Origin of the sequence: Paraburkholderia suaedae, assembly GCF_040812055.1 — a bacterium.
In the GTDB taxonomy this organism is placed as follows: domain Bacteria; phylum Pseudomonadota; class Gammaproteobacteria; order Burkholderiales; family Burkholderiaceae; genus Paraburkholderia.
In genome coordinates this window covers 189729-211289 of sequence record NZ_JBFOAH010000009.1, presented here as the reverse complement: position 1 = coordinate 211289, position 21561 = coordinate 189729, and the positions used below count along the sequence as shown (strand labels likewise).

General features: G+C 64.0%; 16 protein-coding genes. 8 read left to right on the top strand and 8 right to left on the bottom strand.

From position 1 onward, the window contains the following. Positions 1-118 precede the first annotated feature (118 nt). Together lolA and ABQJ48_RS15470 are read right to left on the bottom strand one after the other, a co-directional pair. Positions 119-853 carry an outer membrane lipoprotein chaperone LolA gene (lolA, locus tag ABQJ48_RS15475; RefSeq protein ID WP_367838879.1) on the bottom strand — a complete coding sequence of 245 codons (735 nt, stop codon included), beginning with the start codon at positions 851-853 and terminating at the stop codon, positions 119-121. 236 nt (positions 854-1089) lie between these two features. Then, entirely contained in the window at positions 1090-3411 is a 2322-nt protein-coding gene (locus tag ABQJ48_RS15470; protein WP_367838878.1) for a DNA translocase FtsK, read from the bottom strand. A gap of 334 nt (positions 3412-3745) precedes the next feature. Here ABQJ48_RS15470 and trxB point away from each other — a divergent pair, with 334 nt between their 5' ends. The 4 genes from trxB to ABQJ48_RS15450 all read left to right on the top strand — a co-directional run bounded on the left by trxB (position 3746) and on the right by ABQJ48_RS15450 (position 7993). Continuing rightward, a complete protein-coding gene (gene trxB / locus ABQJ48_RS15465) occupies positions 3746-4747 on the top strand; it encodes a thioredoxin-disulfide reductase (protein WP_367838877.1) in 1002 nt (333 codons plus the stop codon). 395 nt (positions 4748-5142) lie between these two features. Beyond that, complete coding sequence (locus ABQJ48_RS15460; RefSeq protein ID WP_367838876.1) at positions 5143-5901, top strand: Smr/MutS family protein; 759 nt, start codon at positions 5143-5145, stop codon at positions 5899-5901. A gap of 328 nt (positions 5902-6229) precedes the next feature. Further along, complete coding sequence (locus tag ABQJ48_RS15455; protein ID WP_367838875.1) at positions 6230-6889, top strand: glutathione S-transferase family protein; 660 nt, start codon at positions 6230-6232, stop codon at positions 6887-6889. A gap of 186 nt (positions 6890-7075) precedes the next feature. After that, complete coding sequence (locus ABQJ48_RS15450; protein ID WP_367838874.1) at positions 7076-7993, top strand: LysR family transcriptional regulator; 918 nt, start codon at positions 7076-7078, stop codon at positions 7991-7993. Positions 7994-8086: 93 nt separating this feature from the next. Here the strand turns inward: ABQJ48_RS15450 and ABQJ48_RS15445 are convergent, their stop codons facing one another. The 4 genes from ABQJ48_RS15445 to ABQJ48_RS15430 form a co-directional block, all read right to left on the bottom strand. Continuing rightward, entirely contained in the window at positions 8087-9202 is a 1116-nt protein-coding gene (locus ABQJ48_RS15445) for an ABC transporter ATP-binding protein (protein WP_367838873.1), read from the bottom strand. A gap of 121 nt (positions 9203-9323) precedes the next feature. After that, positions 9324-10181, bottom strand: a complete 858-nt coding sequence (locus ABQJ48_RS15440; RefSeq protein WP_367838872.1) for a carbohydrate ABC transporter permease — start codon at positions 10179-10181, stop codon at positions 9324-9326. Further along, complete coding sequence (locus tag ABQJ48_RS15435; protein WP_367838871.1) at positions 10171-11109, bottom strand: carbohydrate ABC transporter permease; 939 nt, start codon at positions 11107-11109, stop codon at positions 10171-10173. Before ABQJ48_RS15435 ends, ABQJ48_RS15440 begins: the two co-directional genes overlap by 11 nt. A gap of 214 nt (positions 11110-11323) precedes the next feature. Further along, positions 11324-12571, bottom strand: a complete 1248-nt coding sequence (locus ABQJ48_RS15430; RefSeq protein ID WP_367838870.1) for an ABC transporter substrate-binding protein — start codon at positions 12569-12571, stop codon at positions 11324-11326. Positions 12572-13106: 535 nt separating this feature from the next. On the opposite strand from ABQJ48_RS15430, the gene zwf reads away from it, so the two are divergent. The 4 genes from zwf to ABQJ48_RS15410 all read left to right on the top strand — a co-directional run bounded on the left by zwf (position 13107) and on the right by ABQJ48_RS15410 (position 18520). Beyond that, a complete protein-coding gene (gene zwf / locus ABQJ48_RS15425) occupies positions 13107-14570 on the top strand; it encodes a glucose-6-phosphate dehydrogenase (RefSeq protein ID WP_367838869.1) in 1464 nt (487 codons plus the stop codon). A 184-nt stretch (positions 14571-14754) separates the two neighbouring features. Continuing rightward, complete coding sequence (gene pgl / locus ABQJ48_RS15420; RefSeq protein ID WP_367838868.1) at positions 14755-15522, top strand: 6-phosphogluconolactonase; 768 nt, start codon at positions 14755-14757, stop codon at positions 15520-15522. Then, positions 15500-17419 (top strand): bifunctional transcriptional regulator/glucokinase, encoded by a 1920-nt coding sequence (locus tag ABQJ48_RS15415; protein WP_367838867.1) that lies wholly within the window; start codon positions 15500-15502, stop codon positions 17417-17419. The genes pgl and ABQJ48_RS15415 overlap by 23 nt, the downstream gene beginning before the upstream one ends. 174 nt (positions 17420-17593) lie before the next feature. Then, complete coding sequence (locus ABQJ48_RS15410) at positions 17594-18520, top strand: bestrophin family protein (RefSeq protein ID WP_367838866.1); 927 nt, start codon at positions 17594-17596, stop codon at positions 18518-18520. A gap of 17 nt (positions 18521-18537) precedes the next feature. Here the strand turns inward: ABQJ48_RS15410 and ABQJ48_RS15405 are convergent, their stop codons facing one another. After that, positions 18538-19263 (bottom strand): lysozyme inhibitor LprI family protein, encoded by a 726-nt coding sequence (locus ABQJ48_RS15405; protein ID WP_367838865.1) that lies wholly within the window; start codon positions 19261-19263, stop codon positions 18538-18540. A gap of 2 nt (positions 19264-19265) precedes the next feature. Then, the gene (locus ABQJ48_RS15400) at positions 19266-21551 is read right to left on the bottom strand and encodes an Orn/Lys/Arg family decarboxylase (RefSeq protein ID WP_367838864.1); all 2286 of its coding nucleotides are present in this window, start codon (positions 21549-21551) and stop codon (positions 19266-19268) included. Positions 21552-21561: the final 10 nt, after the last annotated feature.

Genomic DNA, 21561 nt, shown 5'->3' with positions numbered 1-21561 from the left:
CGTGGACCACTAGCGCACTCACAGGGGCTTTGCTCAGCCGCCTTCGACAAGCACGCTCCAAAAAGCCGCGCCAAAAGCGCGGCTCGTTGCCTGCGAAAAAAACAACGCCAGCAGTACGTTATCCGTTGATCACATCCGCGCCCTTCGGCACTGTGAACTTGAACGCATCGGCCGGCAGTGGCGGGTTCTTCTGAATGTTCGAGAACGTCAACAGCGTCACGTTGCCGAACACGTCGTGCAGTTCCATCGCTTCCAGGTTACCGTCCTTGAAGCCGATGCCGACGCTTTGAAACTGCGTGTCCTTCGCCTTCGGCGTCAGCTCCAGCCAGTCGATGCCGGCCTTCACGCCCGCGTCACGCAGCGTGAAGTTTTTGTCGAGATCGTTGCTGCCGAAAAGAATGGCCGCCGGGCTCGCCCCGAGTGCGCCGCCGAGCGCACGCACCGTGACCTGGTTCAGATCCTTGTCGTACACGTAGAGCTTGTCGCCGTCCGCCTGCAAGAGCTGCGCATACGGTTTCTCGTACTGCCAGATGAACTTGCCCGGACGCGCGAACGTGAACGTGCCGCTCGACGTGCCACTCCTGCTCGCGCCGCCGGTGGAAAGCGCGCCGCTCGCGCCCTGCGCCTTGCTCGGCGCGCGCACTTCCTGCTGCACGAAGGTGCCGCGCGCCGAGTGGACTTGCGCGACGAACGCCTTCAGTTGCTCGGTGCCGCTCGCGAATGCCTGCGACGCGACCAGCACCGACGCGCCGATCGCGACGCCGGCGACGCTGCGCATGATGGTCCGCGCGAGTTGGCCGAAGCGGCCGGATTGAGCGCTGCATGTAGCGTGCTGCTGCGCGAATCGCTGCATATGGTTTTCTCCCTTGATTGAATGGGTTCGACAGCCGCGAGGGGCGGTGAAGCGGGGGCGATGGCCGTTGGGCTTGCGTGGCGGGCTTCCGGCATGCGGCCCCGGAGACTCGCCAGCGCGGCCTATCCGAAAGGTTAGGGAGCCGCCCTCAAACCAGCCTTATCAGTCCGGAGAGCCGCGCTTGCGCTCCGGCTCACCGCTCTCCAGGGCACGCATTCAGCGCGAGGCCACCCGCCTCATTCCGCTTCCCGCGCCGGCGCAAGAATCTCGCGATTGCCGTTCGACGACATCGCCGACACCACGCCCGAGTTCTCCATCTGTTCGAGCAAGCGCGCGGCCCGGTTGTAGCCGATGCGCAAATGCCGCTGCACCAGCGAGATCGACGCACGGCGGTTTTTCAGCACGACGTCGACCGCCTGGTCGTACAGCGGGTCCGACTCGCCGTCGGTCGCGCCGGCTGAGGCCGCGCCTTCGTCGCCGCCCTCGCCGCTCACACCGCCTTCGAGTATGCCCTCGATGTAGTTCGGCTCGCCCTGCTCCTTGAGTTTGTCGACGACGCGATGCACCTCTTCATCGGAGACGAACGCGCCGTGCACCCGCACCGGCAAGCCGCTGCCCGGCGGCAGATAGAGCATGTCGCCCATGCCGAGCAGCGATTCCGCGCCCTGCTGGTCGAGAATCGTGCGCGAGTCGATCTTCGACGACACCTGGAAGGCCATTCGTGTCGGCACGTTGGCCTTGATCAGGCCCGTGATCACATCCACCGACGGACGCTGCGTCGCGAGAATCAGATGGATGCCGGCCGCGCGCGCCTTTTGCGCGATGCGGGCGATCAGTTCTTCGACCTTCTTGCCGACCACCATCATCAGATCGGCCAGTTCGTCGATCACCACGACGATGTTCGGCAGGCGCGTGAGCGGCTCGGGTTCGTCCGGCGTGAGGCTGAACGGATTGGGCAGCTTCTCTTCCCGCTTCGCCGCTTCGTCGATCTTGTTGTTGTAGCCGGCGAGATTGCGTACGCCGAGCTTGCTCATCAGCTTGTAGCGCCGCTCCATCTCGGCGACCGCCCAGTTCAGCGCGTGACCGGCCTGGCGCATGTCCGTCACCACAGGACACAGCAGATGCGGAATGCCTTCGTAGACGCTCATTTCGAGCATCTTCGGATCGATGAGGATCATGCGGACCTGCTCGGCGCTCGCCTTGTAAAGCAGCGACAGGATCATCGCGTTGATCCCCACGGACTTGCCCGAACCCGTGGTGCCGGCCACCAGCAGGTGCGGCATCTTTGCGAGGTCGGCGCACACCGGCTTGCCGCCGATGTCCTTGCCGAGCCCCATGGTCAGCGGCGAGGCGGCGTCCGCATAAACCGCCGAGCCGAGAATCTCCGACAGGCTCACGGTCTGGCGGCGCTGATTCGGCAGTTCAAGCGCCATGAAGTTTTTGCCCGGAATCGTTTCGACCACGCGGATCGACACGAGCGACAGCGAACGCGCGAGATCCTTCGCCAGATTGACGATCTGGCTGCCCTTCACGCCGGTGGCCGGCTCGATTTCATAGCGCGTGACGACCGGCCCCGGATAGGCCGCGACCACGCTCACGTCGACGCCGAAGTCCTTGAGCTTTTTCTCGATCAGACGCGACGTGAATTCCAGCGTATCGGCGGAGATGGTCTCCTGCGCGGCGGGCGCCGGGTCGAGCAGCGAGATGGGCGGCAACGTGGAGTCGCCGGGCAGATCGGTGAAGAGCGGCACTTGCCGTTCTTTTTCGACCCGCTCCGATTTGGCCGGCGTGACGAGCGGCGGAACGATCACGACGGGTTCATGTTCCTCGATCCGCACGCGGCCCTTCTCGACCTTGCCTTCACGCTTGACCGCGGCCGCTTCGCCGAGCTTGCGGTCGCGGCCGGCCTCGCGGCGCAACTTCGCGAAGGTCACGGCGGAGATGATCGACTCGCCGACTTTCTCGGACACCGACAGCCACGAAAACCGGAAGTACAGCGACAAGCCAATGGCGAGCGCGATCAGCAAAGCGAGCGTGCCGCCGGTGAACCCGAGCGCATGCGACACCCCGCGCGCGACGGCCTCGCCGACCACGCCGCCCATCGTGCCGGGCAACTGCACCTTCAGCGACCACATGCGCAACGCCTCGATGCCGCTGCACGCCAGCAGCACCAGCGCGAACGCAAACGCGTCCGCCAGCCAGCTCACGCCGCGCGGCTCGCCTTCGTGGCCGTCTTGCCGGTCGTCCGCGTGACGGGTGATGCGCCGGTAGTTGGCGGAGATATGACGGCCCAGCAGCACGATCCACCAGTAGGCGGACAGCCCGAACAGCAGCAGCATGATGTCCGAGGTCCGCGCGCCGACGCGCCCCGCCCAGTTGGCGATATGGTCGGTCTGCGCGGAATGGGTCCAGCTCGGATCGTGCCTGCTGTAACTGACGAGCGCCATGAGCAGGAACACGCCCAGCGCCACCTGCAGGATCCAGCGGATTTCGGTGAAAAGGCGCGACATGCGGTGCGGCAATGCCTGCGCGCTCGCGGAATAGGGAGCTTTTGCCATTGATCCTGTTGCGTGGGTAGCCGATTGCCGGCCGCAGATGCGGCCAGAGCCTCGCCCAGCGTGGCTTCGGCTCCGATCCCGGCGACCGGAAACTTCGATCCGGCCTATTGTAAACGCAGTGCCCCGCGCAAGGCTGTAAATGACAGTAACGAGGGCGGTTGCCGCGCGGCCGCACCGCGCGCCCACCCGCGCACGCTATCGCGGCGATCGGAAAGCTTCATGGAGCAGCCTCGCGCCCCGACCTTTATAATGCCGCACTGGCACCCATCTACAGTTTCAGCTCGAGTCGCATGGCCTCGCATGGGCGAGCCCGGCACCGTATAAGGATTCAATCATGCCCGCAACTTCAACGAAACACGCCAAGGTTCTGATTCTCGGCTCAGGTCCCGCCGGCTATACGGCGGCAGTCTACGCGGCACGCGCCAACCTCGCGCCGGTGCTAGTCACCGGTCTTGCCCAGGGCGGCCAGCTGATGACCACGACCGACGTCGAAAACTGGCCCGCCGACGCCAACGGCGTGCAAGGCCCGGAACTGATGGCGCGCTTCCTGGAGCATGCCGAGCGCTTTAACACCGAAGTCATTTTCGACCACATCCATACGGCGAAGCTCGATGAGAAGCCGATTCGCCTGATCGGCGATTCCGGCGAATATACGTGCGACTCGTTGATCATCTCGACGGGCGCGTCGGCGCAGTACCTGGGCCTGCCGTCGGAAGAAGCGTTCATGGGCAAAGGCGTGTCGGCCTGTGCGACCTGCGACGGCTTCTTCTACAAGCAGCAGCAAGTGGCGGTGATCGGCGGCGGCAATACCGCGGTGGAAGAAGCGCTGTACCTGTCCGGCATTGCCAAGAAAGTGACCGTGATCCACCGCCGCGACAAGTTCCGCGCAGAGCCGATCCTGATCGATCGCCTGCTCGCGAAGGAAAAGGAAGGCGTCGTCGAAATCAAGTGGAATCACACGCTCGACGAAGTCACCGGCGACCAATCCGGCGTGACCGGCGTGCGCATCAAGCACACCCAAACGGGCGAAACCACCGACATCGCGCTGCAGGGCCTCTTCGTCGCGATCGGCCACAAGCCGAACACGGACATCTTCGCAGGTCAGCTGGAGATGAAGAACGGCTACATCATCACCAAGGGCGGCCTGAACGGCTTCGCGACCGCCACCAGCGTGCCGGGCGTATTCGCCGCAGGTGACGTGCAGGACCATGTGTACCGTCAGGCGATCACGAGCGCGGGCACGGGTTGCATGGCGGCACTCGACGCACAGCGCTATCTGGAGACCATCAACGAGATGGCCGGCGAACATGCGATGAGCCAGGAAGCCGAGCGTTGAGCGGCGGCGCTAAATTGCGACGGTAAAATGTCGGTTGGGGGTGCCCCGGCCGCTTGTATGACAGAAGGCCGCGGCTGGAAAGCCCGCGGCCTTTTTCGCATGGGGCGGGTGGGTATGGGGCCGGTCGTAGCTGTGGCGGTTGGATTTGCGGCGGTTAAATCGGTAACGGGTCGGACGTCCGGTGAGTTAGAACTGCGGCAGGTTTGCCTTCCAGTTACCTCATGCGCGTGGTATGCGCGTGGCTTTCGTTTGCGTAGTCCGCTCCGGTCCTTTTGTGCACGTGAGTGCCGCGCCCCGCGTCTGCCGAGCACTTCGCCATAGCGCCACAGCGCGCTTTCCGACACCTGTCACAAGCCGTCGCGCGACCACCTACATTTTCTGCGTGTATTACCGATATGCCGAAGAATCACCCACACCCCAGCGAACCGAAGCGCCCGCGAGCCGTCGCCAAACCCGTGCCTGAGCCGGCCATGCCGGTCGCCGAGTCGAAACTCGATCGAGCGACAGGGCTGGCTGGCCTCGGCGCGCTGTGCGATGCCCTGAAGGTCGATGCGCAACGGCGCGAGCGCCAACGTGTGGCGACCGCGGCGGCGCAGCGCGAAGCTGCGGCCGACGCCGACCTGTTCCGCCGCGAGATCGGCGCGGTGGCGCCGCTGATGACGCCGCCACGCGCGACGCTGCCGCGCAATCCCCCACCGCCGCTGCCCGTGCAGACCCGGCTCGACGAAGAAGCCGTCCTGCACGAAGCGATCTCCGACGAGTTCGATCCCGAAGTGCTGCTGGAGACCGACGAAACACTGTTCTACTGCTGCCCCGGCGTGAGCCAGGAAGTCGTGCGAAAACTGCGGCGCGGCGACTGGATCGTGCAGGCACAAATCGACCTGCATGGAATGCGGCGCGAAGAAGCCCGCGAGGCGCTCGCCGAATTCATCCGCGAATCGGTGAAGCGCGGCTTGCGCTGTTTGCGCGTGATTCACGGCAAGGGTTTGGGCTCGATCGGCAAGGAGCCGGTATTGAAGGGCAAAGTGCGCGCGTGGCTGGTGCAGAAGTCCGAGGTGATCGCGTTCTGTCAGGCGCGCCCGCACGACGGCGGCGCCGGCGCGGTGGTCGTGCTGCTGCAGCCAGGCACGCTGCCGGCAAACGCGAAGCGCTGAACGCAGGCACAGCGACACAGCCGAGCCCGACGCCGGCGCTGAGCACGATGCGACCCGCGCGTTGGTGAGCGGGTGGCTGTACGTGTTGCTGGGCTAAGTGCTAATTGAACGTCGACTCGGTGCATAGCGTAGCGAGCGCGACCACGTTGATGCTGCTGCCGCCGAAGATGACGTACCGGTTCGACGTCTTTTCGCCGCGTTGAGCGTGGCGGTTGGCAATCCGGCTTCACCACTGTCGATTTTCGCGCTCGCCGTTCGTCGTGACTTACACGGCCCTGGCGGCCGTCGTTGCGCCACGGCGCGCCCGCAACCGTCCAAGGTGACCGCGATGACCCTGAAACTGTATGCCCACCCGTTCTCCTCGTACTGCCAGAAGGTCTTGACTGCACTCTACGAGAACGGCACGCCATTCGAACTGCGGCTTCTGTCGCCAGACAACCCGCAAGCGCTCGCCGAATTCGCCGCGCTGTGGCCGATCAAGCGTTTTCCGGTGCTGGTCGATGACAACCGGACGGTGGTCGAGGCGACCATCATCATCGAATACCTCGGCCTGTATCACCCGGGGCCGAGGCCGCTGTTGCCCGCCGACCCGCGCGCCGCGCTCGAAGTGCGCAGCATGGACCGCTTCTTCGACAATTACATCTCGACGCCGCAGCAAAAGATCGTCTACGACAGACTGCGCCCCGAGGCGGAGCGCGACCCGCGCGCGGTGGCCGAAGCCCGCGCGATGCTCGATACCGCGTACGGCTGGCTCGATAAAGTCATGGGCGAACGCGAATGGGCGGCCGGCGACACCTTCAGCCTCGCCGACTGCGGCGCGGGCCCCTTCCTGTTCTACGCAGACTGGACACATCCGATCGACCCCGCTTTCGCGCATGTGCGGAGCTATCGCCAGCGGCTGCTGGCAAGGCCGTCGTTTGCGCGAGCGGTCGATGAAGCGCGGCCGTACCGTCCATTGTTTCCGCTCGGCGCGCCGGAGCGGGACTGAGCCGCGGGAAAGACAGTTCAGCCACCTGCATCAGCGGCGGCGCACCATGGCGCGGGCGACCGCGCGGCCCACGCACTGCAGCGCAAGCTTGCGGGCGCCGCGCTCGGCCGTCTCCAGCACAACACGATTCGCACCCTGTAAACTCTCCGCCAAGACCCCGTCCGCTCATCACTCATAAGGCACGACATGGACCGTTTCGAAGCGATGGAGATATTTACGCGCGTCGTCGAGGCGAACAGCTTCACCAAGGTATCCGAATCGCTGGACCTGCCGCGCGCCAAAGTGAGCCGCACGATCCAGGCGCTGGAAGAACACGTCGGCGTGCGGCTGCTCAACCGTTCGACGCGCCAGGTGAGCGTGACCGAAGACGGCGCGTCGTTCTACGAACGCTGTGTGCGAATCCTCGCGGAAGTCGCCGACGCGGAATCGTCGCTGTCGAACAAGCGCGAAAACCCGGCCGGCACGATCCGCGTCGATACGTCCGGCACGCTCGCCCGTGCGCTGCTGTTACCCGCGCTCGACGATTTCTACCGGCAATATCCGCAGATCGACGTGCGGCTCGGCCTCGCGGATCGCAACATCGATCTGATCCAGGACGCCGTGGATTGCGTGATCCGCATGGGCACGCCGGAAGAGTCGAGTCTGGTCGCGCGGCGCATCGGCGAGGCGCGCATCGTCACCTGCGCGTCGCCCGCGTATCTGCAGAAATACGGCACGCCCACCACGCTCGAAGAACTTGCGGAGCATCGCGCCGTCAACTACGTGTCCGCGCGCACCGGCCGCACTTTTCCGTTCGAATACCAGGTGAATGGCGAGATCGCGAAGATCGCGATGAAAAGCGTGCTCGCGGTGAATGACGGCTCGGTGTACATCGGCGCAGGCGCGCTCGGCCACGGGATCATCCAGCCGTCGCGCTTCATGGTGTCCGAACTGATCGAGCAAGGCGCGCTGATAGAAATTCTCACCGACTACAAGAGCCCCGGCACGCCGCTTTCGGTGCTTTACGCGCACCGCCGCAATCTGAGTTCGCGACTGCGGGCGTTCATCGAATGGGTGAGCGCGCTGGCGCACAACAATCCGGACTTGCGGATCGCAGACGCGTGAGGCCTGCCCCAGCGCGATCAAGAAAAAGCCCCTTGCACCGGGAAGCGCATGGGGCTTTTCTCAAGCATCGCACAGCAAGGCGAATCTGTTCGCTCAGGCGATCCGCTCTTCGTTGGCCGGATCGAACAGCACCGCCTTCGACGTATCGAACAACAGCGTCGTGTTCGTGAGCGGTTGCGGATTGGACGCCGGATGCACGCGGCTCACCACGCGCTTGCCGTTGACCTGCGCAAACACCAGCGTGTCGGGACCGGTCGGCTCGATCACGTCGACCTTCACCTCGACCGGCTGCAGCTTCGAGTCGTCGCCATGCGCGCCGCGCGCGTCGGTAATGCGCTCGGGCCGCAGACCGAGAATCACCTCACGACCCACGTGCGACTTCACCTTGGCCGAGTCGAACGGCAGCACCAGCGCCTTGCGCGACACGCCCGTGTCCAGCTCGATGCCGACGCCCGCGCCTTGCTCCACCAGCTTGCCCTGGATGAAGTTCATCGGCGGCGCGCCGATGAAGCCGGCCACGAACAGATTCGACGGCGAGTCGTAGATGTCCTGCGGCGCGCCGAATTGCTGCACGATGCCGTCCTTCATCACCGCAATGCGGTCGCCGAGCGTCATCGCCTCGATCTGATCGTGCGTCACATAGACGATCGTCGTGCCCAGGCGCTGATGCAGCAGCTTGATCTCCGAACGCATCTCGATACGCAGCTTCGCGTCGAGGTTCGACAGCGGCTCGTCGAACAGGAACATCACCGGATCGCGCGCGAGCGCACGGCCCATCGCCACGCGCTGACGCTGGCCGCCGGACAGCTGGCCCGGTTTGCGGTCGAGCAGGTGCGTGATCTGCAGCGTGTTCGACACGCGCTCGACGATCTGCGTCTGCTCCTGCTTGGGCACCTTGCGGATGTTCAGGCCGAAGGAGATGTTCTCGCGCACCGTCATCGACGGATACAGCGCGTACGACTGGAACACCATCGCGATATCGCGATCTTTCGGCGACAGGTTGTTGACCGTCTTGCCGTCTATCCTGATCTCGCCCTTGGTCACCGTCTCGAGGCCGGCGATCATGTTGAGCAGCGTCGACTTACCGCAGCCCGAGCCGCCGACCAGAATCAGGAACTGGCCGTCGTCGATGTCGATGTCGACACCCTTCAGAACCGGCACCCCGTTCGGGTAGGTCTTGTACACGTCACGGATGGAAAGGCTTGCCATGCTGTGATTCCTCTTGTCTCTGGTACTGCTTGAAAACGTCTTGTCGGGTGACGGCGGCGCGGCTTCGGTTGCGCGCCGCCGCGCCCGGATGGTTTGGCCCGGGTTCAGCCGCGGTTTGCCCTTAGCCTTTGACCGCGCCGGCCGTCAGACCGCGCACGAAATAACGTCCGGCGACGATGTAGACGAGCAGCGTCGGCAACGCGGCGATGATTGCGCCGGCCATGTCCACGTTGTATTCCTTCACGCCGGTGGAGGTGTTCACGAGGTTGTTCAGTGCCACGGTGATCGGCATCGAATCGACGCCGGAGAACACGATCCCGAACAGGAAGTCATTCCAGATCTGCGTGAATTGCCAGATCAGGCACACCATGAAAATGGGCAGCGAGACCGGCAGCAGGATCTTCGTGAAGATCGTGAAAAACCCCGCACCGTCGATGCGCGCCGCCTTCACGAGTTCGGCCGGAACGCTCACGTAGAAGTTGCGGAAGAACATCGTGGTGAACGCGATACCGTAGATCACGTGCACCACCACCAGGCCCGTCGTCGTGTTCGACAGCCCGAGCATGCCTTCGAAGCGCGCCATCGGCAGCAGGATCGCCTGGAACGGAATGAAGCAGCCGACCAGCAGCATCGTGAAGATCGGATCGGCGCCACGGAAGCGCCAGTGCGTGAGCACGTAGCCGTTGAACGCACCGATGATCGACGAGAGCAGCACGGCGGGAATCACCATGCGTACCGAGTTCATGAAGAACGGCTGCATGCCGTCGCAACGCACACCCGTGCAGGCGCCGCTCCAGGCCTTGATCCACGGAGCGACCGACCAGTGGGTGGGCGGGGTGAGCAGGTTGCCGCTGCGCAACTGGTCGATGTCCTTGAACGACGTGGACAGCATCACATACAGCGGGAACAGGAAATACAGGGCGAACAGGATCAGGGCCGCATAAATGACGGCGCGGCTCATCGTCATCTTAGGCTGCATTGCGGGTGCTCCTCGATTCCAGATACATCAGCGGCACGAGCACGGCCACGACGGTGGCGAGCATCATGATCGACGATGCCGCGCCGACGCCTAGCTGCCCGCGATTGAACGAAAACGTGTACATGAAGATAGCCGGCAGCGACGACGACGTGCCCGGACCGCCCGCGGTCAACGCAACGACCAGGTCGAAGGTCTTGATGGTGATATGGCAAAGAATCAGCAGCACCGAGAAGAACACCGGCCGCATGCTCGGAATCACGATCTTGCGGTAGATGGTGGGCAGGTTCGCGCCGTCCATCTGCGCGGCCTTGAAGATTTCACCGTCGACACCGCGCAGCCCGGCGAGGAACAGCGCCATCACGAAGCCGGTGGATTGCCATACCGCGGCAACGACGACGCAGAAAATCGCTTTTTCCGGATCGCCCAGCCAGGTGAACGAAAAGCTCGTCCAGCCCCAGTCGTGGAACACCTTTTCGAGGCCGACGCTCGGCGTCATGATCCATTGCCAGGCCGTACCCGTCACGATGAACGAGAGCGCCATCGGGTAAAGAAACACCGCGCGCAGCGCGCCTTCATTGCGGATCTGCTGATCGAGCAGGATCGCGAGAAACAGGCCGAGGCCGATACAGATACCGATGAACGGAATGCCGAACCAGCCGAGATTGGCAGCCGAGGTCCAGAACACGTCGTTGTCGAACAATTCCCGATAACGATCGAGGCCGGCGAATTCATAACGAGGCATCAGCCGCGAAGTGGACAGCGACAGAAAGCCGGTAATTGCGATGAAGCCATACACGAAGATCAGGCTGATCACGACGCTGGGTGCGAGCACCAGCTTCGGAATCCAGCGATCGGCAAGGGCCGCCATGGGCGAAGTGCGGCGGGTGACGGGGGCCGTTTTCCCTTTCCCGCTGATAGAAGCAGTCACTGCTCGACTCCTGCTGAAACTGTACCGCCGCGGTGATGGCGCCAAAACAGCGCGAGCTCCGGCGACGGCATAGGTGTGACTCCATGAAACCTGGGTGAAGCCGCCTGCAAGCCGTGCGCGCAGCGCACGTAGCACGGACTGCCGTCGGCGACCTGAAGGGCGCGCCCGGCCCCTCGTCGGAAGGCTACCGGGCGCGCCGCTTCGCTTACTTCACTTACTTGGTCTTCGCTGCCTTTGCGAGCGCGGCAACGGCGCTCTTCGAATCCTGCTGCGAGTTCATGAACTTCGTGACCACGTCGGAGATAGCGCCGGCTGCTGCATCCGGTTGCGCCATGCCGTGTGCCAGCGACGGCACATAGCCACCGGACTTGATCGCGATCTGCTCATCCGCGTACGACTTCTTCGCGCAGTCGTCGAACTTGTCCATCGGCACGCCCAGACGCACCGGGATCGAGCCCTTGTACAGGCTGAACTGCTCCTGGAAACCCGGCGACATGATCGTCTTCGCGAGCGCGATCTGACCCGGCGTCGCCGCTTTCTGGCCCTTCTGCTGGAAGAACACGAACGAGTCGACGTTGAAGGTATACGCCTTTTCGGTCCCCGGCACAGCGGCGCACACGTAGTCCGAGCCCGACTTCTTGCCGGCGTTGGCGAATTCGCCCTTCGCCCAGTCGCCCATGAACTGCATGCCGGCCTTGCCGTTGATGACCATCGCCGTGGCGAGGTTCCAGTCACGGCCCGTGCGGCCTGCGTCGAAGTAGCCTTGGATCTTGCGGACCGTGTCGAACACGCCAACCATCTTGTCCGAAGTCAGCGTCTTTTCGTCGAGGTCGACGAGCGCCTTCTTATAGAAGTCCGCACCTTGCGACAGCACGACGTCTTCCCACAGCGTCAGGTCTTGCCACGGCTGACCACCCATCGCGATCGGCTGGATGCCGGCGGCCTTCATCTTGTCGGCCACCGAGAAGAACTCGGGCCACGTGGTCGGAACCTTGCCGCCTGCCTTGTCGAGCGCCGCCTTGTTGATGTAGAGCCAGTTCACGCGGTGCACCGAGAAAGGTGCCGCGACGTAGTGACCGTCCGCGTGCATGATCTTGTCGATTTCCGGCGGCAGATTCTTTTTCCAGTCGCCCGCCACTGCGTCGATCGGCACCAGCACCCCTTGCGAAGCCCACTCCTGGATCAACGGACCCTTGATCTGTGCGGCGCTCGGCGCATTGCCCGAGATCACCTGGGTTTTCAGAGCCGTCATCGCTGCCGCGCCGGCGCCACCCGCAACCGCGAAGTCCTTCCACGTGTAACCCTGCTTCGTCATGTCGTCCTTGAGGACGCCGACGGCTTTCGACTCGCCGCCAGAAGTCCACCAGTGCAACACTTCGACCGACTCGGCAGCCTGCACCGCCGACACGCCACACATCAGACCCGCAGCGCACAAAGCGCCCATGATCGCGCGAAATTTCATTGCTTATCTCCTCCAGACACCTGAACAAAAAAACAAATGGCCCCTGATGTCGCCAGGGTGCTGTGGTTGGTTCAAACAGGCAAAACACTGGGCGATCGGGCACGGTCGGGCGCATGCGCGAGGCATGTGCCGGCGGACCGGTATCCGGCCGCTGGAAGCTCAAGAGATGAGTGGTTTGGAATGCAACTGTGTGTCTCCTCTTTTGATTTTTGCCTGCCCGCGTCGCGCGGCAGACTCGAGGTGCCTTGCAGTGAACCTGGACAACCGCGCTCTGTGCCGACAGCAGCCGGCTTTGCGCAAGAGCACCGGGCTTGCTGGCAGATGCCGGCACGCAATGTCCATTAACATGCAGGGACGCCTGCCGATTCGGGAAAACGCGCATCTTGCCGAACAGCGCACGCTTTTTTCATCGAATTAGCGCTACCTCTTGATTTGGATTGTAGTTAAACTACAATTCAGTGTCAAAAAATATTTTATCGGACTACGGTCGCCCTGAAGGTCAGCGCGGCGGCCCCCATGACATCGACGGAAACTCATGCAAACCGATTCAAGCTTCACCTTCGTTCTCTTCGGCGGAACCGGCGATCTATCGATGCGCAAGATCCTGCCCGCACTGTTTGAAGCGCACCGTGCAGGGGGCATGCTCGCCGACAACGGCAAGATCGTCGCGGTGGCGCGGCATGCGGCGGATCGTGGCGAGTACCTGCAATGGGTGAACGAGCATGTCAAACCGCATGTGTCGAAGAACGGCGTGGACGAAACGGCGTGGGCGAGCTTCCTTGCGCGCATCGAGTTCGTGAAGATCGACCTCGGCAATCCCGAAGACTTCGTACTGCTGCGCGACGCCGTGCGCGACCTGCCCGGCATCCGCGTGTTCTATCTGGCTACGGGCCCGTCGCTGTTCGTGCCGATCTGCCGCGCGCTGGCGTCGGTCGGGCTCAACGAAAACGCGCGCATCGTGCTCGAAAAGCCGCTCGGCTACGACCTTAAATCGTCGAATGCGATCAACGACGCGGTCGGCGAAATCTTCGCGGAAGAACAGATCTACCGGATCGACCACTACCTCGGTAAAGAGCCGGTGCAGAACCTGCTCGCGCTGCGCTTCGGCAATGCGCTGTTCGAGCCGCTGTGGCGCCGCGAGTGGGTCGAGAGCATCCAGATCACGATTGCCGAGCAGCTCGGCGTCGAAGGACGCGGCGACTTCTACGACAACACCGGCGCGCTGCGCGACATGGTGCAAAACCATTTGCTGCAGTTGCTGTCGATCGTCGCCATGGAGCCGCCTCATTCGATGGATTCCGACTCCGTGCGCGACGAAAAGCTGCGCGTACTGCGCGCACTCAAGCCGATCGATCCAAACGAGATCAGCAAGGTCGCGGTGCGTGGCCAGTATCATGCCGGCGGGATTCGCGGCACGCCGGTCCCGGCCTACACGAGCGAGCCCGGCGTGAAGGCGAACAGCACGACCGAAACCTTCGTTGCGCTGAAGGTCGAGATCGAGAACTGGCGCTGGGCCGGGGTGCCGTTTTTCCTGCGCACCGGCAAGCGGCTCGCGGATCGCGTCGCCGAAATCGTGGTGAACTTCCGGCCGGTGCCGCATTCGGCCCTGGGGGTGTCCGCGTTGCGCGCGGGTGCGAACCGCCTCGTGATCCGCCTGCAGCCTAACGAAACGATTCGCCTCTACTGTCTTGCGAAGCAGCCCGGCGAGGGCATGAACCTCGCGAGCGTGCACCTCGACCTCGCGTTCGATCAGTTCTTCGGCGAAGGACAGATGGAGGCCTATCAGCGGCTGCTGCTCGACGTGATCAACGGCCGCCTCGCGCTGTTCGTGCGGCGCGACGAGCAGGAAGCCGCATGGCGTTGGGTCGAACCGATCCTGAACGAGTGGAAGGCCTCGAACAAGCCGCCCAAGCCCTATGCGGCGGGCACTTGGGGACCGGCCGCGGCAAGCGCGATGCTCGCGCAGCACGGCACCTGCTGGCTGGAAGAAGAGAATTGACGGACGGCGCCGCGCGTTGTTCGGTTGAATAAAGCGCAGCGCCGCAGCAAGAACCACCGACGAACTGAACGGAATGGCGCCGGCATTGCTCGCGCGCCTGCAAGCCATCTCGCTTTGCAGGCGCTGCGCGAGAACAGTACGGCGCATTCCGCAGATCTAACACAAAAAGCAGCACGGAGGAGAAGTGATCGAGCTTCATGCTTTCGACGATCAACGCGCCCAATCCGACGCGTTGGCGAAGGCGGTTGGCGACGCATTGCATGCGTCGCTCGCCGCACAGGCGGTCGCGTCCGTGGCCGGTACCCCGATAGCCGGTACGCCCGCTGCCGGTACACCGGCTACCGGCATGCCAACCACCGGCGTGCGCCCAGCCATGCTTGCCGTATCCGGCGGGAGCAGTCCGCGTCCGTTCCTGCAAACGTTGTCCGCGCAGCCGTTCGACTGGGCGCGCATCGCCGTGACGCTGGTCGACGACCGCTGGGTGCCGGAGACCGACAGCGCGAGCAACGCGCAACTGGTGCGTGCCACGCTATTGCAGAACGCCGCGCGCAACGCGACGTTCTGGCCGCTGGTCGACACCGCTCAGGATCTGCGCGCGCATGTCGCCGCGCTGAACGCCGACCCGCGCTTTAACGCCGCGCCGGACGTCGCCGTGCTCGGCATGGGCGAGGACGGCCATACCGCGTCGATCTTCGCGGACTCGCCCGAATGGGACCACGCGATCACCACCCAAGAACGATTCGTCGCCGTGCATCCGGGCAGTGCACCGCATGCACGCGTAAGCTGGTCGCTCTCCGCACTGAAGGAAGTGAAGCAACTGTTTTTGCTGATCGCAGGACCGCGCAAGATGGACGTGCTCAATGCAGCCGCCGCTTCGCTACAAAAAAATGCCATCTCACAGTTGGCAAACGACAAGGGAGTGAGGCTCGATGTCTACTGGTGTGCAAACTAAGGCTGTAGCAGCGGGCGCGGGCCAGCACGCCGACGGACCGAGACTGCTGGCCGACATCGGCGGCACCAACGCGCGCTTCGCGCTGGAGACGCGCCCGGGCGAAATCGGCTCGGTACAGGTGTATCCGTGCGCCGACTATCCGGGCGTCGCCGAGGTCATCAAAAAGTACCTGAAGGACATGAAGATCGGCCGCGTGAATCATGCGGCGATCGCGATTGCGAACCCGGTCGACGGCGACCAGGTGAGCATGACGAATCACGACTGGACGTTTTCGATCGAAGCGACACGCCGCGCGCTCGGCTTCGACACGTTGCTGGTGGTGAACGACTTCACCGCGCTGGCCATGGCGCTGCCCGGCCTCACCGACGCGCAGCGTGTGCAGGTGGGCGGCGGCACGCGCCGTCCGAACAGCGTGATCGGCCTGCTCGGTCCGGGCACCGGCATGGGCGTGTCCGGCCTGATTCCCGCCGACGACCGCTGGATCGCGCTCGGCAGCGAAGGCGGCCACGCCACCTTCGCACCCGCCGACGAGCGCGAAGACATCGTGCTGCAGTATGCGCGCAAGAAGTGGTCGCACGTGTCGTTCGAACGCGTGGCCGCCGGCCCCGGCATCGAAGTCATCTACCGCGCGCTGGCGGCCCGCGACAAGAAACGCGTGACGGCCCATATCGACACCATCGAGATCGTCAAACGCGCGCTCGACCGCGAGCCGCTGGCGGCCGAAGCCCTCGACGTGTTTTGCGGCATTCTCGGCACCTTCGCGGGCAATATCGCGGTGACGCTCGGCGCGCTGGGCGGCATCTACATCGGCGGCGGCGTGGTGCCGCGTCTCGGCGAATTTTTCGCGCGCTCGTCGTTTCGCCAGCGCTTCGAGGCAAAGGGCCGCTTCGAGGCCTATCTGAAGACCGTGCCGACCTATGTGATCACTGCCGAATATCCGGCCTTCCTCGGTGTCTCGGCGATTCTCGCCGAGCAGTTGTCCAACCGCGCGGGCGGCAGTTCGTCGGCGGTGTTCGAGCGCATTCGCCAGATGCGCGACGCGTTGACGCCTGCCGAGCGCCGCGTCGCCGATCTCGCGCTGAATCATCCGCGCTCGATCATCAACGATCCGATCGTCGACATCGCACGCAAGGCCGACGTGAGCCAGCCTACGGTGATCCGCTTCTGCCGTTCGCTCGGCTGCCAGGGCCTGTCGGACTTCAAGCTGAAGCTCGCAACGGGTTTGACCGGCACCATCCCGGTGAGCCACAGCCAGGTGCATCTGGGCGATACCGCGACGGACTTCGGCGCGAAGGTGCTGGACAACACCGTGTCGGCGATTCTGCAGTTGCGCGAGCATTTGAACTTCGAGCAGGTGGAACGTGCGATCGACTTGTTGAACGGCGCACGGCGCATCGAGTTCTACGGGCTGGGCAATTCGAACATCGTCGCGCAGGATGCGCACTACAAGTTCTTCCGCTTCGGGATTCCGACCATCGCTTATGGCGATCTGTACATGCAGGCGGCGTCGGCTGCGTTGCTCGGCAAGGGCGACGTGATCGTGGCCGTCTCGAAGTCGGGCCGCGCGCCCGAACTGCTGCGCGTGCTGGACGTCGCGATGCAGGCCGGCGCGAAAGTGGTCGCGATCACGTCGAGCAATACGCCGCTCGCCAAGCGCGCCACCGTCGCGCTGGAGACCGATCACATCGAGATCCGCGAGTCGCAGTTGTCGATGATCTCGCGCATCCTGCATCTGGTGATGATCGACATTCTCGCGGTCGGCGTGGCGATCCGTCGCGCGATGCCGAGCGCGGACGTGGCCGACACGCTCGCCAATGCGCGCGAAGGCGCCGACGACGACACGACCGCCGTGCTGGACTGGTTGAGTCACGGCGCGGCTTCGTCGGCCCGCGATTGAAGCAGTGAGTCAGCCTGCGCCGCTCGACATCCATCGCGATGCGCGCCGCGCGGGTATTCTGCTGCGCTGTTATGCCACGTCCGCTGTCATCTCAGGTCATTACCCGCCGTCGTTATCGCCCGGACAAACAGCGATAATAGATGCTCTATCGCCCGAGGCAACACGCATAGCCCGATGATCATCCGCCCGCATCTCCACTGGTTCCGCATGCTGCTCGCGTGGCGGGGCTCGGTTCTTCCGCAGCTGCTGCCGCGGCTCTTCCTGATCTTCTGCATCTCGATCGTCGCGCTGGCGGCCCACGACCATCTGCTGCCGGTCTCGCTTAATCTCAACACCACCACGCCCTTCTCGCTGATCGGCATCGCGCTCGCGGTGTTTCTCGGCTTCAGGAACAACGCCAGTTACGACCGCTGGTGGGAAGCGCGCAAGTTGTGGGGCCAGTTGCTGAACGAGTCGCGCTCGCTCACTCGCGAGGCGCTCACGTTGCCGGCACGGCCGCTGCCGAAAGAACAGGTCGGCGAATTTCTCGCCGCGCTCGGCGCCCTTCCGCACGCGCTGCGGCATCAGTTGCGCCGTAGCGACCCCGGTGAAGACCTCGCCGCGCGGCTGCCCGCGGCGCTGTTCGAGCGCGTCATGGCGTCGCGCTACAAACCGGCGACCTTGATGCTCTATCTTGGCGAATGGGTGCAACGTCATGCGCAGGCAGGCGCGCTGGACCCGATGGCGATGATCGCCTTCGACCGGAATCTGAATGGACTGTCGGATGTGATCGGTGGATGCGAGCGCATCGTCTCGACGCCGCTGCCGTTCGCGTACTCGGTGATGATTCACCGCACGGTGTATTTCTTCTGCGCGTCGCTACCGTTCGGACTGGTGGACAGCATCGGCATCTTTACGCCGGTGTTCGCGGTGTTCGTCGCGTACACGTTCATGGCGCACGAAGCGATCGCCTCGCAGATCGAAGAGCCGTTCGGCACCGACGACAACGACCTCGCGCTCACCACGATGTCGACGATGATCGAGGACGCGATGCGCGATCTGCGCGGCGAACCGGCGCTTACGCTGCGCGAGCCACAAGCGGAAACCTATCTGTTCGACTGAGCGCGCCTGACGCGCGTTCAGTCGTTGCCGGCCGTTTCCGACAAACGCTTGAGCGTCGCCACGCGCGCACCGATGATGTCGATGCGGCCGCGCTCGTCGACCACCGGCGTGGTAGCGGCGAGATACGCGCTCCAGGCGCGTTGTGCGCGCACCAGCGTCGCACGCGAGTGCGGCGGCATCTTCGACTGCAAGCGGCGGTAGTAGCGATTCAGATCGAACATTGCGTGTTCGCAATGCGCGTCGGCGCTGCACGCACGCGGACGGCGCGGCGGCGGACTGCCTGCATCGGCCACCGCGCTGCGCAACACGAGCGCCCGGTCGCGCACCGGCTGCAATTGCATGTCGGCTTCGGCCAGCACATACATCGAGCCGCGCGTCGTCGCGAACACCGCGGCCAGCATCTGCTTCTCGGCCTCGCGCGAGGCGAGCCAGGCCGTCTGGCTCCTGTCCCACAGCTTGCGCCGCGCGGCCGGCAGCTTCGGCTGAAGCTGCTGCCATGCGCTGTCCAGGGCGGCCTTCCAGCCGATCCGCGCGTTGTCCATGCACTGCACCTGGCCCGCCGTGGTTGACATGTCGCTGCGCGCGAGACACGCGCGCATCGCCGCGTCGATCGGATCGGCGGCAGCGACTTCGGCGTGCGCCGCCGCCGACAGCGCGCCGCACAGCGCCGCCGACGCCACGGCCAGCGCGCCCCACGTGCGCCGCCAGCTGCCGGCGCGCGTCGATGACTTCAGCCAACGCATCGTCAAACGCGAACGCAATCGACGAAGTATTCGATGCGCCCGTTGATCATTTCCCCGACAAGCCCGTGGATGTCCGTGTGGAATCCCGGGAAACGCTCGTTGAATTCGCGCGCGAAACGCAGGTAGTTGACGATGGTTTTATTGAAGCGCTCGCCCGGAATCAACAGCGGAATGCCCGGCGGATACGGCGTCAACAGGATCGACGTGACACGGCCTTCGAGTTCGTCGATGGGCACCCGGTCGATCTCGCGGTGCGCGAGCTTGGCGAACGCGTCGGACGGCTTCATCGCCGGCTCCATGCTCGACAGGTACATCTCGGTCGTCAGGCGTGCGATGTCGTTCGCGCGGTAGACGCTGTGAATCTGCTGGCACAAGTCGCGCAGGCCGACGCGCTCGTACATCGGATGATGCGCGACGAACTCGGGTAGCACGCGCCACAGCGGCTGGTTGTTGTCGTAGTCGTCCTTGAACTGCTGGAGTTCGGTGACCATCGAGTTCCAGCGGCCCTTCGTGATGCCGATCGTGAACATGATGAAGAACGAATACAGCCCCGTCTTCTCGACGATGATGCCGTGCTCGGCCAAATACTTCGTGACGATCGCGGCCGGAATGCCGGTCTCGCCGAAGCCGCCGTCCATGTCCAGGCCCGGCGTGACGATGGTCGCCTTGATCGGGTCGAGCATGTTGAAGCCTTCGGCGAGCGAGCCGAAACCGTGCCACGGATCGTTCGGCCGCAGCATCCAGTCTTCGCGCGAGCCGATGCCTTCCTCGGCGAACTGGTCCGGGCCCCACACCTTGAAGAACCAGTCCTCGCCGTATTCGGCGTCGACCTTGCTCATCGCGCGGCGGAAGTCGAGCGCTTCGGCGATCGACTCCTCGACCAGTGCGGTGCCGCCCGGCGCTTCCATCATTGCCGCGGCCACGTCGCACGACGCGATGATCGCGTACTGCGGGCTCGTGGACGTGTGCATCAAATACGCTTCATTGAAGCGATGCTTGTCGAAGCGGCTGTTCTTCGAATCCTGCACGACGATCTGCGAGGCCTGCGAAATACCGGCCAGCAGCTTGTGCGTGGAATGCGTGGCGAACACCAGCGCGCCGATGCGCGGACGGCCCGCGCCGATCGCATGCATGTCCTGATAGAACTCGTGGAACTCGGCGTGCGGCAGCCAGGCTTCGTCGAAATGCAGCGTATCGAGCCATTCGCCCAACATCTCCTTGATCATTTCGACGTTGTAGATCACGCCGTCGTAGGTGCTTTGCGTGATCGTCAGAATGCGCGGCTTGAGGTTCGGGTTCTTCGCGAGCGCTTCGCGCGCGAACGGATTCGCCTCGATCTTCTTGCGGATGTTCTCCGGCTCGAACTCGCTGCGCGGAATCGGGCCGATGATGCCGAAGTTGTTGCGCGTGGGCGTGAGGAACACGGGAATCGCGCCGGTCATCGTGATCGCGTGCAGGATCGACTTGTGGCAGTTGCGGTCCACCAGCACGATGTCGCCCGGCGCAACCGTGCCGTGCCACACGATCTTGTTCGAGGTGGACGTGCCGTTGGTCACGAAGAACACGTGGTCGGCGCTGAAGATGCGCGCCGCATTGCGCTCCGAGGCAGCCACCGGGCCGGTATGGTCGAGCAATTGGCCGAGTTCGTCGACCGCGTTGCACACGTCCGCGCGCAACATGTTCTCGCCGAAGAACTGATGGAACATCTGGCCGAGCGGGCTCTTCAGAAACGCGACGCCGCCTGAGTGGCCGGGGCAGTGCCACGAGTACGAACCTTCTTCCGCGTACTGCACCAGTTCCTTGAAGAACGGCGGCGCGAGCGAATCCAGATAGACCTTGGTCTCGCGGATGATGTGGCGCGCAACGAACTCCGGCGTGTCCTCGAACATGTGGATGAAGCCGTGCAGTTCGCGCAGGATGTCGTTCGGCAGATGCCGCGAGGTGCGCGTTTCACCGTACAGGAAGATCGGAATGTCCGCATTGCGGCGACGCACTTCGGCCACGAACGCGCGCAGCGCGACGATGGCGGCGGCCAGCTCCGGCGTCTCGCCTTCCACGACCACGTTGTCGACGTACGGCAGCAGCTCGTCGTCGTCGATCGACAGGATGAAGCACGACGCGCGGCTCGACTGCTGCGCGAACGAGGTCAGATCGCCGTAGCTCGTCAACCCGAGCACTTCCGCGCCTTCTTTCTCGATAGCTTCGGCCAAAGCCCGGATGCCGGAACCCGAGATGTTCTCGGAGCGGAAATCTTCGTCGATGATGACGACGGGAAAACGAAACTTCATGGGCGATTCT